At 52.2% G+C, this 14,940-nt stretch carries 11 protein-coding genes; 4 read left to right on the forward strand and 7 right to left on the reverse strand.

Going from position 1 to position 14,940, the window contains the following annotated elements; all coding sequences use genetic code 11:
* Position 1 precedes the first annotated feature (1 nt).
* Together MHH92_RS28615 and MHH92_RS28620 are read left to right on the forward strand one after the other, a co-directional pair.
* Positions 2–1,543: a glycosyltransferase family 4 protein gene (locus MHH92_RS28615; protein WP_340907401.1), complete on the forward strand. Its 1,542-nt coding sequence runs from the start codon at positions 2–4 to the stop codon at positions 1,541–1,543.
* The gene (locus tag MHH92_RS28620) at positions 1,540–2,211 is read left to right on the forward strand and encodes a class I SAM-dependent methyltransferase (RefSeq protein WP_076251798.1); all 672 of its coding nucleotides are present in this window, start codon (positions 1,540–1,542) and stop codon (positions 2,209–2,211) included. Before MHH92_RS28615 ends, MHH92_RS28620 begins: the two co-directional genes overlap by 4 nt.
* 253 nt (positions 2,212–2,464) lie before the next feature.
* On the opposite strand, the gene MHH92_RS28625 is transcribed toward MHH92_RS28620, so the two are convergent.
* The 5 genes from MHH92_RS28625 to MHH92_RS28645 all read right to left on the reverse strand — a co-directional run bounded on the left by MHH92_RS28625 (position 2,465) and on the right by MHH92_RS28645 (position 10,817).
* On the reverse strand, positions 2,465–4,495 hold the full coding sequence (locus MHH92_RS28625; protein ID WP_340907402.1) for a glycosyltransferase family 2 protein: 2,031 nt from the start codon (positions 4,493–4,495) through the stop codon (positions 2,465–2,467).
* Between the two features lie 84 nt (positions 4,496–4,579).
* Complete coding sequence (locus MHH92_RS28630; RefSeq protein WP_340907403.1) at positions 4,580–6,550, reverse strand: tetratricopeptide repeat-containing glycosyltransferase family 2 protein; 1,971 nt, start codon at positions 6,548–6,550, stop codon at positions 4,580–4,582.
* Entirely contained in the window at positions 6,507–8,789 is a 2,283-nt protein-coding gene (locus MHH92_RS28635; protein WP_340907405.1) for a glycosyltransferase, read from the reverse strand. Before MHH92_RS28635 ends, MHH92_RS28630 begins: the two co-directional genes overlap by 44 nt.
* A 78-nt stretch (positions 8,790–8,867) precedes the next feature.
* Positions 8,868–10,274, reverse strand: coding sequence for a DUF6385 domain-containing protein (locus MHH92_RS28640; RefSeq protein WP_235200712.1), 1,407 nt, complete (start codon positions 10,272–10,274; stop codon positions 8,868–8,870).
* A 45-nt stretch (positions 10,275–10,319) separates the two neighbouring features.
* On the reverse strand, positions 10,320–10,817 hold the full coding sequence (locus MHH92_RS28645; protein WP_091012617.1) for a DUF6385 domain-containing protein: 498 nt from the start codon (positions 10,815–10,817) through the stop codon (positions 10,320–10,322).
* Between the two features lie 230 nt (positions 10,818–11,047).
* On the opposite strand from MHH92_RS28645, the gene MHH92_RS28650 reads away from it, so the two are divergent.
* A complete protein-coding gene (locus MHH92_RS28650; protein WP_340907406.1) occupies positions 11,048–11,581 on the forward strand; it encodes a hypothetical protein in 534 nt (177 codons plus the stop codon).
* 30 nt (positions 11,582–11,611) lie between these two features.
* Positions 11,612–12,193 carry a hypothetical protein gene (locus MHH92_RS28655; protein WP_036671589.1) on the forward strand — a complete coding sequence of 194 codons (582 nt, stop codon included), beginning with the start codon at positions 11,612–11,614 and terminating at the stop codon, positions 12,191–12,193.
* Positions 12,194–12,285: 92 nt separating this feature from the next.
* On the opposite strand, the gene MHH92_RS28660 is transcribed toward MHH92_RS28655, so the two are convergent.
* Together MHH92_RS28660 and MHH92_RS28665 are read right to left on the reverse strand one after the other, a co-directional pair.
* Positions 12,286–13,656 (reverse strand): MFS transporter, encoded by a 1,371-nt coding sequence (locus MHH92_RS28660; RefSeq protein WP_340907407.1) that lies wholly within the window; start codon positions 13,654–13,656, stop codon positions 12,286–12,288.
* A 69-nt stretch (positions 13,657–13,725) separates the two neighbouring features.
* Positions 13,726–14,904, reverse strand: coding sequence for a winged helix-turn-helix domain-containing protein (locus MHH92_RS28665; RefSeq protein WP_340907408.1), 1,179 nt, complete (start codon positions 14,902–14,904; stop codon positions 13,726–13,728).
* Positions 14,905–14,940: the final 36 nt, after the last annotated feature.

A 14,940-nucleotide genomic window follows, 5' to 3' on the forward strand; every position in this document is an offset into this window, starting at 1 on the left:
GATGGGCGTGGTGAGTATTCTGACGCATAGTTTCACCGACGGGTACAACCGGGAATTCGGTCGTGTATTTGGTGGTGGACTGGAGCGATATATTCTGGATCTGTGCAGTGTCATCCGAGGACTCGGGCATATTCCCGAAGTTCATCAGCTCTCTTATTTTGAAGCATTCCAGACTCGGACGGAGCAGATTGACGTATTTGGTTATTCGTACGACATGGATAATGTACCGGAAGCCTTTGACCGGATGGCAGCAGCAGCGCGCGGCCCAGTGATCTATGCCAGCTGTCTGTGGCAACCCATCACCTACAAACCCGGCAGTCTTGGCATCTGTCACGGCATTAATTGGGATCGTCCCGGACTTCCACTGGAGACCAAACAACAAGTCGCGGAACATATTCAACTGGCTCTGGATGGACTCGTGCGCATTGTATCGGTGGATTCTCACTTCCAGACCTTTTGCCGGGCTGCGTGCACCTATACCGATCCAAGGCAGGTTATCCTGATTCCCAATGCGGTGGATACATCCTATTTCACACCAGCCCCGCCAACGCGGACCTTCGAGCAGAAACAGGAAGACGAATGGCTTGTCGCATGGAAGAATGATCTGGCGAGTCATGAAGAAAATGTTGGTGCAGTTATATCAGGAGTGCAAGCTGTAGAAGGCAAGGATGGAACGAGTGGTGCTGGAGCGAACAGTGGTAAGGCTAACAGAGATGGAGGTGGAGATACAGATAGCGATCAAGAACGAGAGGGGAAAGAAACGGTAGATTTCCATTTACAGTTATCGAAACTGGAAGAAGTCGAGGCAGATGGCGAAACGTATAGGTTTGCTCATAACCACCGGAATTCAAAGGATTGGGCTACGGAGATTCTAGTAGAAGCAGATGCTGAGTATCAGGTTAATGGTCCGATTCAGGGACAGGTTGAAAAGAAAACTGTGGATGCCCGTATAACCTCTCCCCGCCCAATTCGCATTATCTATCCACGCCGCATCAGCATGGAGCGGGGTATTATTCCAATGATGTTGGCGGCGGATAAACTACTTGGAGCCTTTCCAGATCTGGAGGTTGAATTTGCCGGGGAACTGGTTGAAGGCAGTACAGTCGGGAGAGTCTTTCGTTACTGGCATCGTACTCATCCACATGCGGAGCGAATTAACCAGCGCACGTATGATTTCCGGGATATTCGGGAGGCCTACCATCAGGCAGATATCGCTGTGATTCCAACTGTGTTCTCGGAAGGCACCTCCTATGCCTGTCTGGAAGCGATGAGCTGTGGACTTCCGGTAATTGCCTCCAATGTTGGCGGATTGAATGATCTGATTCAGGATGGTTTTAATGGGCTACTGGTACCTCCTGGTGAGCAGGAACTAACCGCTGCACTGGTACGTCTTGTACAGGATCGGGCCGAGCGAGAACGACTGGGAATCTATGCGCGCGAGACTGCACTGTCCTATGATCTTGCCAGGTGGCGGAGCCGGTGGAGCACGGTGTTGGAATCTTTTTTGGCAGAGACAGGATTAAAGGAGGGAATTCGGGGATGATGGATACGCCCAAGGCAACGGAATTCATGGAATCAAGATACATTCGGCAAAGTGACCCTAAAACGGACACATTGGTCTTCCCGCTGCATCCGGCATGGTGGAGCCGTCCCTACGAATATGAATGGGCCCGGCGGTTTGCACGTCCAGATGATGTCGTCCTTGATGCAGCCTGCGGCATCTCCCATCCATTCAAATTCTGGCTCGCCGAACACTGCCGCGAGGTTCACGCCTGCGACTGGGATGAACGTATTTTGTCTGAAGAGGCGATAAGACTGGATATTGTTTCTGATTTTGGCGAGCAAGCCGCTCAGGATCTGCCAGAATCAACTCTCGCCCGATTGCACCGTGCAAAGGCCAATCTGGCCCAGCTTCCGTACGAGTCGGGTAAGTTTGATCGGGTGTTCTGTATCTCTGTACTGGAGCATCTGGATACAGGCACGATGCTGCGAGCGTTTCGTGAATTCGCTCGGGTGCTTAAACCAAACGGACAGTTAATCGCTACCTTCGATGTGCCCGAGATGCGGCCTGATCTGCTGGAGACAATCATGGCTGTCACCGGATTAACCATTGAAGATAAGCTGAATGTGAAAGAGCCAGACGATGCCATCTGGTCTGATATGTACGGCACGCCGATCCGCTGTTTTCGAGCGGTGATATGCAAAGGTTGAGACAAATTGGGTTACTTAGAGTTAAGTGCAGAGTGGAAAATTGAGGGCTTGAGAGCTCGACCCATTAGCAACGGAACAATACACGGTTCGGGAAATGCTCCGATTACCGGTAGCTCCGTTGCTTTTGCAATTTCGATCGGATGGGCTAGTTCGGGAATATGTGGGGATGGAGGTTGGGGACTAGAGACTAGCAATCAGAGATTAGTGATTAAAGATTAAAGATTAAAGATTAAGGATTAAGGATTAAAGGAAATTATAGGTGTACCAGTAACATGTTGCACTGGTTGGTGTACTCTTTGGCATAGGCTGCGCCGGGTGCTGTCAGGCACAGCAGGGTGTGCAGGCCCGGCGGGATTGTCGTCGCCGGGCGACCTGTGGCGGCAGGTTTCCGCGCAGTGAGTTGGGCCGATTCGGCCCATTCACGCGCCAGGTTCTGCCGCCCGGCGAGCAGCGCGAGCGTGCCCGCGAGGACTGCGTGAGCGGTGCGCTCCGGGGCGGGCACTTCGTCCGTGTGGGGCTGCTGCGCGCCGTCAGGCGTGCCGCATAGCGCAAGCAGCCCTTCGCGGACGCTCGCGGGTGCGCGCAGCAACCCGCAGCGTGCCGCAGGCGGAAGCGCTGCGAGCAACGCCAGCGCGCCGCGAGGCGGCAGGGCTTGCAGCAGGCGCAGCCATGCGGCCCAGGCGCCTACGCCGGCGAGCGCTTGCGAAGCCGCGAGCACGCCGCCCGGCGCAGGCGCGGTCGGGCCGCCTGGCGCTGCGCCGCGAGGCGGGCTGCACGCCAGGCCGCTGCTGCGGGCCGTGGCCCCGCGCAGCAGCAGCGCCTCGGCGGCGTGGGCCGCGGCGGGCATCGCTGCCTGCTGGCGAGCCGCCGCTCGGGCGTTGCGCCCGCCGGGCTGCTTGTGGCCCAGCGCCCACAGCGCCAGGGCCGCCTCTGGCCCGTGCTGCGCATGCGCCGCCCAGGGCTGCAAAGCCGCCCGAGCCGCGGCGTTCTCGCCCAGCTGGGCCAGCGCAAGCCCGGCGGCCAGCGGCTGTGCCCGCAGCGGGCCAGCAAGCGCCGCCGCATGGCGTAGCAGCCACTCCGGCCGATGCGCGGCAAGCGCGGCCGGGATCAACGCTTGCCATGCCGCAGGTGGCAAGCTTACCCGAGCGGCAACGCTGGCGATGGCATGCGGCCGCCCTGTGGCTGCGGCCAGTAACAACAGCCGCTGCCATGCAGCCATGCTGCCGGGTTGCATGCTCAGCGCCGCCGTGTACGCGGTTTCTGCCTCTGCCCAGCGGCCAGTCCGCTCATGCGCCATGCCTTCCAGTGTCAGGCTGCGATAGGTCCCAGCACCAGAGACTGATGTATACCTGCTGGCCGTGGAAGCAGCTGATTTAGCCTGTTTTAACCAATTCATGGCCACGTCCTCTCTCCCTTGATCCAGTTCAAGTACAGCACCAAACTCCAACAAATCCGGAAAATCCTCATACAGGGGCGCCCATGCTTCCACTACAGCAAGCGCCCGTTCCGGGCTGCCAATCTCTCGCCAGGCGTAAGCCGTTTTCAGCACCAGATCCGAGTGATATCCACACTCCGGCTTAAGCTGTGCCAATAATGGCTGTAACAAACGGAGTGCTTCATCATACTTCGCTTGCTGAAACCATTCGGCGGCCAGAGCATATAACAACTCCGGTTGATCTCCCTCCTGATTCAACGCGAAACGAATCAACTGCATGTTCCGTGCGCCTTTATTTTTGTCGGTAATCACCTGCTCCAGATATCCGTAATGAATGACTTCAAGTCCAGAATGAAGCACACCTTGCGGAGCCAGTGCCATGATGGAAGAAGCAATCTCTTCATGAATCCTGCCCTGAAAGGCAATTCGGGGATCATTTCGGAACAATCGACATACCGCATCCGTCACATGCTCTTCACCGGACACACCCAGCAAACTTGTGACCTGTATCCAGTATCCCCACACGTCATCCCTACTTGCCGCTAACAACCGCATGAGTTCTGTCTTCATCTGAGGGGTCTGTACCCATACCTCATCCGCATCAAGCACCAGAATCCACGGTTTCGTAGCAGCGGCCAGTGACAGATTACGGGCTTCACTGAAATCTCCGTTCCATTCCGTACGAATTACAACGGCACCATGGAGACGCGCAATTTCAGTTGTATCATCTATCGAACCTGTGTCCACAACGATGATCTCATCCACAACATCCTTGACTGCATTCAAGCACCGCTGGAGTGACACCGCTTCATCCTTCACGATCATACACAAGCTAATCTCTATGCCCATATTCATCACCACCCCTCACCAAAGGAGTTCAGCCGCACCAATTAGCCCGCTGAATTAAGTTGAACTCCCGCTGCCTGATCCCTCTCAGCTCTCAAACCCGTCCGCTCCCGGCAACTCCAGCCGAATATGCTGAACGACAGGCCAACAACGGTGCCGCTGTCCATCTGTATGCTGAGCGAACACCTCCAGATGATGGTCCGCAGCACTGACCAATCCTTTCACCAGCCAGCTTGTTCCCGTCAGGGTATCCGAAGCCCCAGGGAACGAATCAATGTCACTCACCTTCCCGTTTTCCTTTTTCCCTTCCATCTCTTTCTCCTTCTCTCCCATTCGAACGCTCTGTCGCACCGATAATCCTTCTCCAGCCAATTGCTGTCGACACATCTGAATTAGGCTATGCAGCTCTTTCCATCTCCCTGACTGTACACATCCTTCCATCATCAGTCCGAGCGCCTGCCAGCCATCATACTCTGCTCCTGCAACCGTTCCGTCCATACCGGAGTCCGTGTCCTTCTTCTTTGTCGCTCTCAGACCAGCAATTCGTCCTGTCTGCACAGCAGGTTCCTTATTCGTTACTGCCCCAGCCTGAGAACTACGCTTCAACCACAAGGTCAATGGATCATCTCCGTTGGCTTTCTTCCCCTCGATCCACTCCAAACGTTCGAGCCATCGTGCAGACGAGATCGCGAGTAGCCCTTTTTTCCGCTGCATAGGTTCCAATTTCAGACGCGCCTTGTTCCATCTTCCCTGTTGGATTTGGAGCATCGACTCCGCCACAGATAAACGCTCCCTCATCTCTGCGGAGGGTTGTGAGGATATACCCGATAACAATTGCAGAGCCGCATCATAACAACGAGATTGCTCCAGAATACCCAATACTTTGTGTGTAGCCTCTTCCGAACTGAGTGCAAAACGCTCCCTCACCAGCTCTGGAATCTGATGTTCCTGCCCGGAGACTCGCATAATTCGGAATATCCGATAGAGCGGCGGTAACAGACTCGATTTGGCACGTACCGCTTCCACGTAAGCATCCACCGCCCCCTCCAAATCTGCCCTTCCTTCCAGCAATCGCCCTAACGTATACCACGTCTGATAGGTGCCGATGCCTTCTTCCGTATGGTATATGGGGGGAGGTGGACCCATGCGAATAGCTTCACGGAGCGAATACTCTGCCCGATCTGCATCACCCAATGCCTCTGCACATACCCCGTGATGGTGCATCAGATCCGTGTACTCTGGAAAGAGTTCAAGCGCAGCATCAATGCGATCCAATGCCTCCCGCCAGCGATTCAGCTGCTGGAGACAACGAACTTCATATTTGAACAGCAAATGCGCGTAACTGGTCACCGCAGGATTAATCCCCATCCGAGCCACACCAAACGTCTCCAAGGCCCGCTCTGCTTCCCCCACACGCAGATACTCGACACCCAGATTATAGTGATGGAACGGCTGATCCGGTTCTTCCTCCACTGCCTGTTGCAGCAGGCGGACATTGCGGTTCACCTTATCTTTGCGCTCCACAATCGCCGTCTGATACCCATAATGATGGATGACCATGTCCGTCACATGAAAAGCAGCCTCTGGGTTCCTACGGCAAATCGCCGCGGCAATCTGCTCATGAATCCGACCTTCGAACCGATGCTCCGGGGCATTACGGAAGAGACGCAAAACCGGATTCACGGTGACCCCCTGCTGACCCGTACCTGTATAGTTATGAATGTTTAAAAACAATCCGTCACATCCGCTGACCGACGTCCAGCTCCTGATCTGCTCCCGCGCAACCCTATCGAGCGCCTCGTCCGCATCAAGAAAGAGAATCCAGTCGCCGGAAGCGCGCTCCAGGCCAGCATTCCGTGCTGCGGCAAAATCTTCGCACCACTCAAACCCCACAACCAACGCGCCATATTGCTGCGCAATCTCCGCGCTGCGATCCGATGAACCGGTGTCCACCACAATAATTTCGTCCACCGCTCCCTGGACACTGGCAAGACAATGAGGCAGCAACTCTTCCTCATCCTTCACGATCATGCATAGGGAAATTCGTTCCGCTCGCAAGCTGATTCCTCCTTTCCTTTGCATGGAAAAGCGTACGCCACGGCATACCATCGGTCGTTCGCAGCCTTTGTTCCAGTGCATTATGTTGTGCAGCGAGTACACCTGAAGAAGGAGATCGAACCAATTCCTGCCGAATCGCCTCCATTGCCAATCGCATGTAACATACAGCTGCTCCAACTCGGGCCTGCCACATATCAGGCTCCCGCTCCAGAGCCTGCTCGAACAGAGACAGCGCTTGATCATTGTGGCCTTTTGCATACAGCGTTTCACCCAACCAGAATAACCCTTCGGCATCCAGTTCACTCTCGGTCATGCACTGAATCAGGATGTTCGCGGCTACCATGGTATACCCGTGACGATACAGCAGACTTGCAAACTTTCGCCTTCGAGTTAACGTCGTTCCCCAATGATCACACATCATCATGGCCCGCAACTCATGCAGTTGCTCAGCAAGTGTGAGCTGTCCTGTCTTTACGGCTTGCTGCACAACCTTCTCTGCTACCATTTCTGCCTGCGGACCCCATTGAATAAGCTTCTGTTCTTGTGACGCAGGTTCCATGCTTCGCGGCTCTTTCGATAGCTGATCCAGCAGTCGATCCATGACCTTCCAAACGTTCTTTTCTTGTGGAAGCGTAGTTGCGAGGAACGCCTCGGATAATCGTAATCCCTTGGCCCAACAAGCCAGTGCCCAATCCATTCTGTGCTCAGCCAGCAGATTGACTTCATTTACACATCCTGCGCTCCAGTGTTCTTCTGCCAGTTGCAGTGCTTCGGAAATCCTATTCGCACACAACATCCAATGTATTCGATCCGCTACATGGATACGAGCAGTACACGCATCTGTATCCAGCATTTTCAATGCCTGTTCATATGCTCCACAGCCTGTTAGAACATAAATCACCTTCACCAGATGATCCTCATATGTCACTGCATATGAATGGGGCATTTCACCACATATCGAATCACCGTGACCCGATTTCTCGATTCCTCTGTATCTGGAAAGTAATGTTTCTGCTATGTTCTCATCCGTTTCACCGGATTGTTGCAGCACATCTGCCAACCCGGCCCATGCCGGAGCATATGTGAACATGCTATCCAGAGCCAGCCCATACAGATGTGCAGACTCTTTAAAGAATCCCCGTTTCTGTGCAAGTCTTGCCATCGCAGTATAGGCTCTGTAACTGTTAGAACCCGCTTCCATTACATATGACGCTTCTAACGCGATGCTGCCATCACTCTGTCCAACACGTGCTGTTCCCTCCCGGCAGTCCGTTGCTCGGGCATACGATTGATATGCACGCTCCTCCAAACCTTGCAGCTCCAACGTCTCCCCATACAACAGGTGCAGATCAGCATAGGATGGATAACGCTGTCTTTCCACAGCCAGAATTGCATGCGCCTCGTCGTAATGTTCCGATTCCACAAGGGTCTTTGCATAATCCCTAACCAGTGTAGGTCGATATGGTGCGAGCAGCTCTGTCAGGTGTAATGATTCACGGAACGCTTCAATTGCCTGTTCGATCTGACCAAGCTGGCAATACGTTACTCCCAGATTGTACAGGTGAAAAGGCTGTGCAGGTTCATCTGCGAGTTCCCGCTCAATCAGTTTCAAATTACGTCTTGGCTTATACTCTTGCGCAATCGTTGAAGCCAGATATCCATCATGAATCAGACATAATGGAGCAAGCGGTTCAGTCTCGATCAATTGGCTTTGTTCATCTGTATAGGTCTCGCTCTTATTCATATCAATAGCCTCATCCTGGCCAAGCCTGCTTGGGCTACTACGAACCAATTGCTCATGAATACGCCCCTTATATCGATATCCCTGATGAGCACGGAATAATCTCACTGGCTGAGAGATAACGTTCTCTTCTATCCCTTCACCATATCGATTCTCTATGGTAATACGTAATCTCGAAATGCTTTTATGGACTTTAGGTAAATAATTCAGCAGTTCTTCCAATCCCTGCGTAACGTACTCATCCGCATCCAAACACAGGACCCATTCCGTGCTCGCCAGAGGCAGGCTGATATTTCGTGCATGGGCAAAGTCATCTTCCCAACAGGCGTGCAACACCGTTGTTCCGTATAATCTAGCGATCTCGGGTGTACGGTCAGATGAGCCAGTATCGGTGATAAAACATTCCATGCTGATATGCTTCAAGCTGTCGAGACAGCGGGGCAGGTGATGTTCTTCATTTTGCACAATCATATGGATTCCAAGTAAACGGTTCTTCAAATGCAACCACCTCCAATACAAAAAAGTACATGAAGTCCACCAAAGGAACTCCATGTACCTATATGACAAATGAATGGGTTATGTGCCTTGTCCATTGAAGAACACATCAATCGTGCTTGGTGCGCCGATTAGGCTGGAGCGGTAGGAAAGACGCGTGTATTTGAGAAAACGCTGCGGTACCAATACATCGACTGACCCGGACAAAATGCCCGTTACCGTCGTCACATCTGTGTACCAGTTCGTTCCGTTGGCGCTGATCTCAACAAGAGCATCTACCCGGTTTACACCCGGCCCCCGGTTATATACAAAGAAAGAATACGTGCCAAATACACTGGTCGTAACCGCTGGGAGCGCTGTGAAGGTGTTTGCGGTCGGGGTGCTTATGAGTTGGGACTCCTGAAAACTCTTCTGTGAAATGGACGTCACACTGCTAAGTGTTCCCGCAGTAATTGTAGCACCCAGCACGCTGGTGATTGTACCATTTAGCAGGTTTGTCAACGTCCCCGCAGTTACCGTTGCGCCAAGTACGCTTGTAATGGTTCCGTTCAATAAGTTTGTCAGTGTCCCTGCGGTAATCGTTGCTCCCAATACACTCGTGATCGTACCATTCAGCAAGTTCGTCAACGTTCCCGCTGTTACCGTTGCACCGAGTACACTGGTAATGGTTCCGTTCAACAGGTTCGTCAGTGTTCCTGCGGTTATTGTCGCTCCGAGTATACCTGTGATGGTACCTGCTGTAATCGTGGCCCCGAGCACACTGGTGATCGTTCCGGCGGTAATCGTCGCTCCCAATACACTTGTGATCGTACCATTCAGCAAGTTCGTCAATGTTCCTGCGGTCACCGTGGCCCCGAGCACACTCGTGATCGTTCCGGCGGTAATCGTTGCTCCCAATACACTGGTGATCGTACCATTCAGCAAGTTCGTCAATGTTCCTGCGGTCACCGTGGCCCCGAGCACACTCGTGATCGTTCCGGCGGTAATCGTTGCTCCCAATACACTGGTGATCGTACCATTCAGTAAGTTCGTCAACGTTCCTGCGGTCACCGTGGCCCCAAGCACACTCGTGATTGTACCGTTCAACAAGTTTGTCAGCGTTCCTGCTGTTACGGTTGCCCCGAGTACACTTGTAATCGTTCCCGCCGTGATCGTTGCTCCCAATACACTCGTGATTGTACCATTCAGCAAATTCGTCAATGTACCTGCTGTTACTGTGGCTCCAAGCACACTGTTGATCGTACCTGCCGTGATCGTCGCTCCAAGTACACTCGTGATCGTTCCGTTCAGAATGTTGGTAATGGTTCCGGCGTTAATTGTAACCGTGGTCAGACCTGAGATGTTACTGATGGTTCCGTCCAAAATAATGCCAACCACGTTCCCGCTTGTATCCGTTCTGACAGGCTGGGCTGTGCCTGTACTATCCTGGCCAAAAATCAACGTTCTCAGATTATCCGGATTCGTATTAAACGTTGTAAAGTTAGGCATGTGCCTCGTCCTCCTCCCTGGTCAAATCTGTGAGATCATACTCCCTTATGGCATACGCTGCGCCTGAAAGTAAACATCGAGCCGGGTCGGCTGATCCGGTTCAACGGATCGAATTGCAAGCCGGGTATAGTGCAAAAATCGCAATGGTACCAGCGCTTTGGTCTGGCCTCCCGCGACCACCTCCTGGCTGTCCACAGCATAATCCACGGCATTGGGGCTGATCTGGATCTGTACAAGAGCCGGATGTTTGCCCCGATTCACAACGCCATAGGTATACATGCTGAGTGATGAGGTGTCTTGTGCCGGGAGTGAATCCATGCTGCTACTGGTTTCGGCTCCGACATACGTATGCTCTGTAAAACAATGAATAGCACCAGGGAGTTTCGTACGTGAGGAAGCACCCTGCTTGAACCGGGGACGAGTAATCCGGGAACAAGGGGGTTTCAGCAATTTAGCGCGGCAGGAATGACGGGAGCGACGGCGACTGACATATTTAGTTGGTTGCTTCGTTCTCTTCTTGCTTTGCTTCGCTGTTCGACTCATCTCGATTTCCCCTTAAAAAATGTGCTTACGCATCGTATGCCCGGATTGGATATACGGGCACGGCAACCGCCGTTATTTCCAGATATACGGCTCAGTCCCCAATCCATTTGCTTCTTTTCACATACACTGCAAGTACAATGAAATGCGAATCAAGAGGCACCCTTCGTAATCAAAAGCGGACTTTTTGAACAACCTCTATAAGTTAATCTGGTCTATGGGAGGTGGATGAGATGACCAACTATAATGTATTCAACCAATCTAATCGTCCCCTGTTTACTCAACTGACCAATACCTTCTCAGCCCCGGGCATTGAAGCGTCACCAGACAGCGGTGCAGCTGCTGCAGGCAGTTTTTTTGCCCTGACGACCAACAATACCTTAATTCCTTCCAACCAGAGTCTTCTTCTACAGATCCTGAATGCGGGCGGCAGCGGCCGAACAATACGTATATCCAGCCTCACAGGAGGCACAACAGCGGCAGCTACTCTTGTTATCTATTCAGGAGGAACCGTGACTGCTGGTAGCACACCAGTGCCTGTCAATACGTTACTTGGAAATACCAACGCCAGTGTAGTTACCACAAGACAAAATACAGGTACCCTGGGGGGAACCTTCACGAGCATTGCAAGTATTCCGCTCACTGCAGGAATGTATTCACTGGGTCTGAATGGCTCCATTATTGTTCCACCGGGACAAACATTATCCATTAGCGTAGGCACGGGGAATCAGACCGCAGCCATTAATCTGTTCTGGTGGGAATTCTGAGTTTGATCCTGATAAAAGGAGGTGCACACTGTGCCAAATAATAATGTATTCAATCCGTTAAGCCAGCCCGTCTATACGTCCAACACCAACACGTATATTTCTCCCGGCATTGTTGCACCTCCAGAGAATAATGCTGGCAGTACAGGCAATCTGTACAACGCAGGTTCCACCAACTCCACAACACTGGGGTTGCTGGGAGGAACGGTGATCGCCACCGTACAATTGGCCAATCCAGCGGGGAGTGGGAAAACCCTATACGTATCACGACTCTCCGGCGGAATCACGGTATCACTCAATCTGTTATCTTCCTTCAGTGGTTCCATGAGTCTGAGCGCTAATGGAACACTGACATCGCCCACCACACTCACATCGGTAAACAGCAATCTTTCCAGCAGCAATACCAGCGTAGCCACGGTACGCTTCTCTGCTGCTACACCTTCAGGAGCGACGCCATTGATGGCTATGCCCCTTCAAGCAGGGCCGTTTCTGTCCAATGAATTTGGCCGTTACGTGGTTCCTCCGGGTCAAGCCATTAACCTCTCTGTCAGCGGATCACTTTCGGTTGGTGGACTGATGGCCTCCACTGCTTATTTTGCTTGGTGGGAAGTGTGATTCGTTCAACGATGTATAACAAAGGCCACGTGCAAACAGCCGCCTTCGGATGAGTGCCGAAAGCGGCTGTTCTTTATATTGTAGATGGATGATTAAAAATGGTCCGGACAAGGCTGTCGGGCCGATTCCTGCGGAATGATCTCTTTTGCTTCAGACACGAGAGGCTGCTTCCCTTCCCACAAAATGCGCTGTAGTAGTATGCCGGCAAGACCAATTACCAGCGTAGCGAGACCGATATATTGAAAGGTGGGGCTCGGCCCTGCAACTCGAATGAGCGCTCCACCTGCAAGTGGAGCTACAACCAGTACAACACTGGATAGTGAATTTTGAATGCCAAAGACGCGCCCTACATAGGCAGGGGGGGTCTCCTTTTGCAGCAAATAATTCAGAGTTACCATAAAGAGCCCATTACCCAGCCCAATGCAGAGGCCCCAGATAATGACCCAAATTTCGGGTGTTTGTGGGCCGATCCACCCTAGCGCAGCAATTCCGGCACCCACGAACAGATATCCTCCACCCAGTCCCCACCCATACCCAATTCTCGGCAAGCGATTTAACAACAAAATGATGACGACTGCCCCGGCTCCTGCCGACGACCCCAACCATCCGAGCAGTGATTCATTACCTGGCTTGATCTCCCGAAACAGAGTCGTAAACTGATAATCAATCATAAGAATGGCCATGAGTCCAAAACAGCCGAACAAAATCGTACTCAGCACGGTGCGACTGCTCTGTATAAAACGCCAGCCTTGCTTCCACTGGGAGAACAAAGATTCCGATCCATCCTTTTCACTTGCAGCACTTCCGTCTGATTCAACGGACTCCGACTTCTCCATCAAACGCCGCAAGGGCCATAATACCGCACCTGACAATAATCGGGTACAAGCATTAATGACAATACAGATTTGTGGTGAAAAGAAGGCCAAAATGACTGCACCTAGAAGTGGTCCCGCCACTTTCGAACACTGGCTCACAAAACCGTTTAGGGACGATGCCTGAAACAGATGCTCCTCTGCCACCACCTGGCGGGTTAACGCCTGCTGAGCTGGAACGTGGAACACTCCCATCATGGCCCGCAGGGCAAGAAGTGGAAGCAGCCAAGCCGGGCTTGGTGCGAATAAAATAGCAACGGTTAATCCCACGGTGATCACATCACACAGGATCATGATCTTTACTTTGTGCAGTCGATCAGCCAGGGCACCTGCAAAGGAGCCAAGCAGTATGCCTGGGACAGCCATACATACAGGAATAAGTGCAATGATCAGTGGATCAGCACCCCAGCGGTAGGCCACCATCACCTGGATGGCAAGTGCATCGAACCAATCTCCAAACGTAGCCAGCGAGTATGCAATAAACATGCGGACAAACCGGAGGTTAGTCCATAAGCTTTTGGAAGATTCCGCAGATGAGGCGGGTGATTCGGTGGATTCATTGGATGTGGGTTCATTTGAAATGACGGTCATACATGTACTTCCTCCCTTGATTACAGCCGCTTGTGGCCTGTATGTTCCTTGGCTGTAATCATAAAGGAGTTATATCAGAGGAAGATCAGAGGATGGGGAGGTAGGAGATAAGAAGTTACGTATTTCATCTACAATTTGTTGTCCATATGCGGGTACACCGTAACTTTTGCCGATCTCTGCATACACTTGACGATACTTACTACGAATTCTGCCTTCGATTCGATGATGACCCAGGAATAGGAGAATCTGATATGCAGCATTCAGATATAGCGGTGCGTTCAGCGACATTTTCAATACATCCAGACCGTCATCCATTCTTAACTCTGCCTCACGAATCCGTCCCTGTCGAAGCAACCATAGGCCTTCCATCACCTGAAAACGTCCAATCTCTCGCAGATAGGGTGCATCCTTCAACCCTGCTCGCAGGACTGCCATCTGGGCCTCAATAGCTTCGCCGCTTCCACCCCATAGTTCCACATACAACGCTGCAAGTGCTACAGGCAGTCTGAAATTCTTGAGCTCGTCTGTCTCTATTACACGATACGTTTCTTCCAGCTGCTCTTTGGCACGTTGATATTGGCCCACCTCTACATATACTTCAACGATGTTCAGAATGCGGAGTTCGCGAAGCTGATCGGCAGACAATGCAGCTGAACTCAAAGCTTTCTCATACAGCTGTATACTATCCGCTGGCTCGATCAGGGGGTGCACGAAAATCAGTAGCCAGTATAGACGCTCCTCAAAGGGAATTTCCTTTGTTGTAATCAGCCATTCCAGATCTCCCTGTATAAAACGGATATACAACTGATAATACGGGACAATCTGAATACCGAGTGTTTCCTGCTGTTGGACCAAGGTCTGTATGGCGTTTCCCTGCCCAAACAAGTGATATTTACGAAGTAATCCGTGAATGACCTCCTGCATTTCTGGGTCCTGAGCAGAGGGGCTAGCGGGTAGAGCGGACTTGTTCTCATGCACAGCAAGCCGATATCCATAGCCCCTTACTGTATCCAGACGGATCTCATCCCAGCGTTTCAATTTCTTGCGCAGGCGATAGATATGATCGTCCACAGTGCGTTCAACCGGATATTCAAGCGGCCATACCCGATCCAGCAGTTGACTGCGGGTGAAGGCTTTCTCCTTGTTTTCATACAGGAAATGCAGCAGTGCAAATTCCTTGGCGAGTAGACAAATGGATTCCGTTCGCCGTGTTACCGTATATGTCCCTTCATCCAATTGCAAAGACATGCCTGGTTCCTCCTACTATGTATAATTCGCTGATCC

It is taken from the genome of Paenibacillus sp. FSL M7-1414 (assembly GCF_038003195.1).
GTDB classification, from domain to species: domain Bacteria; phylum Bacillota; class Bacilli; order Paenibacillales; family Paenibacillaceae; genus Paenibacillus; species Paenibacillus amylolyticus.

Coding starts and splice junctions, on each gene's coding strand:
- MHH92_RS28615 (WP_340907401.1), top strand. CDS start 2: ATGGGCGTGGTGAGTATTCTGACGCATAGTTTCACCGACGGGTACAAC.
- MHH92_RS28620 (WP_076251798.1), top strand. CDS start 1,540: ATGATGGATACGCCCAAGGCAACGGAATTCATGGAATCAAGATACATT.
- MHH92_RS28625 (WP_340907402.1), bottom strand. CDS start 4,495: ATGGGCATAGAGATTAGCTTGTGTATGATCGTGAAGGATGAAGCGGTG.
- MHH92_RS28640 (WP_235200712.1), bottom strand. CDS start 10,274: ATGCCTAACTTTACAACGTTTAATACGAATCCGGATAATCTGAGAACG.
- MHH92_RS28645 (WP_091012617.1), bottom strand. CDS start 10,817: ATGAGTCGAACAGCGAAGCAAAGCAAGAAGAGAACGAAGCAACCAACT.
- MHH92_RS28650 (WP_340907406.1), top strand. CDS start 11,048: ATGACCAACTATAATGTATTCAACCAATCTAATCGTCCCCTGTTTACT.
- MHH92_RS28660 (WP_340907407.1), bottom strand. CDS start 13,656: ATGACCGTCATTTCAAATGAACCCACATCCAATGAATCCACCGAATCA.
- MHH92_RS28665 (WP_340907408.1), bottom strand. CDS start 14,904: ATGTCTTTGCAATTGGATGAAGGGACATATACGGTAACACGGCGAACG.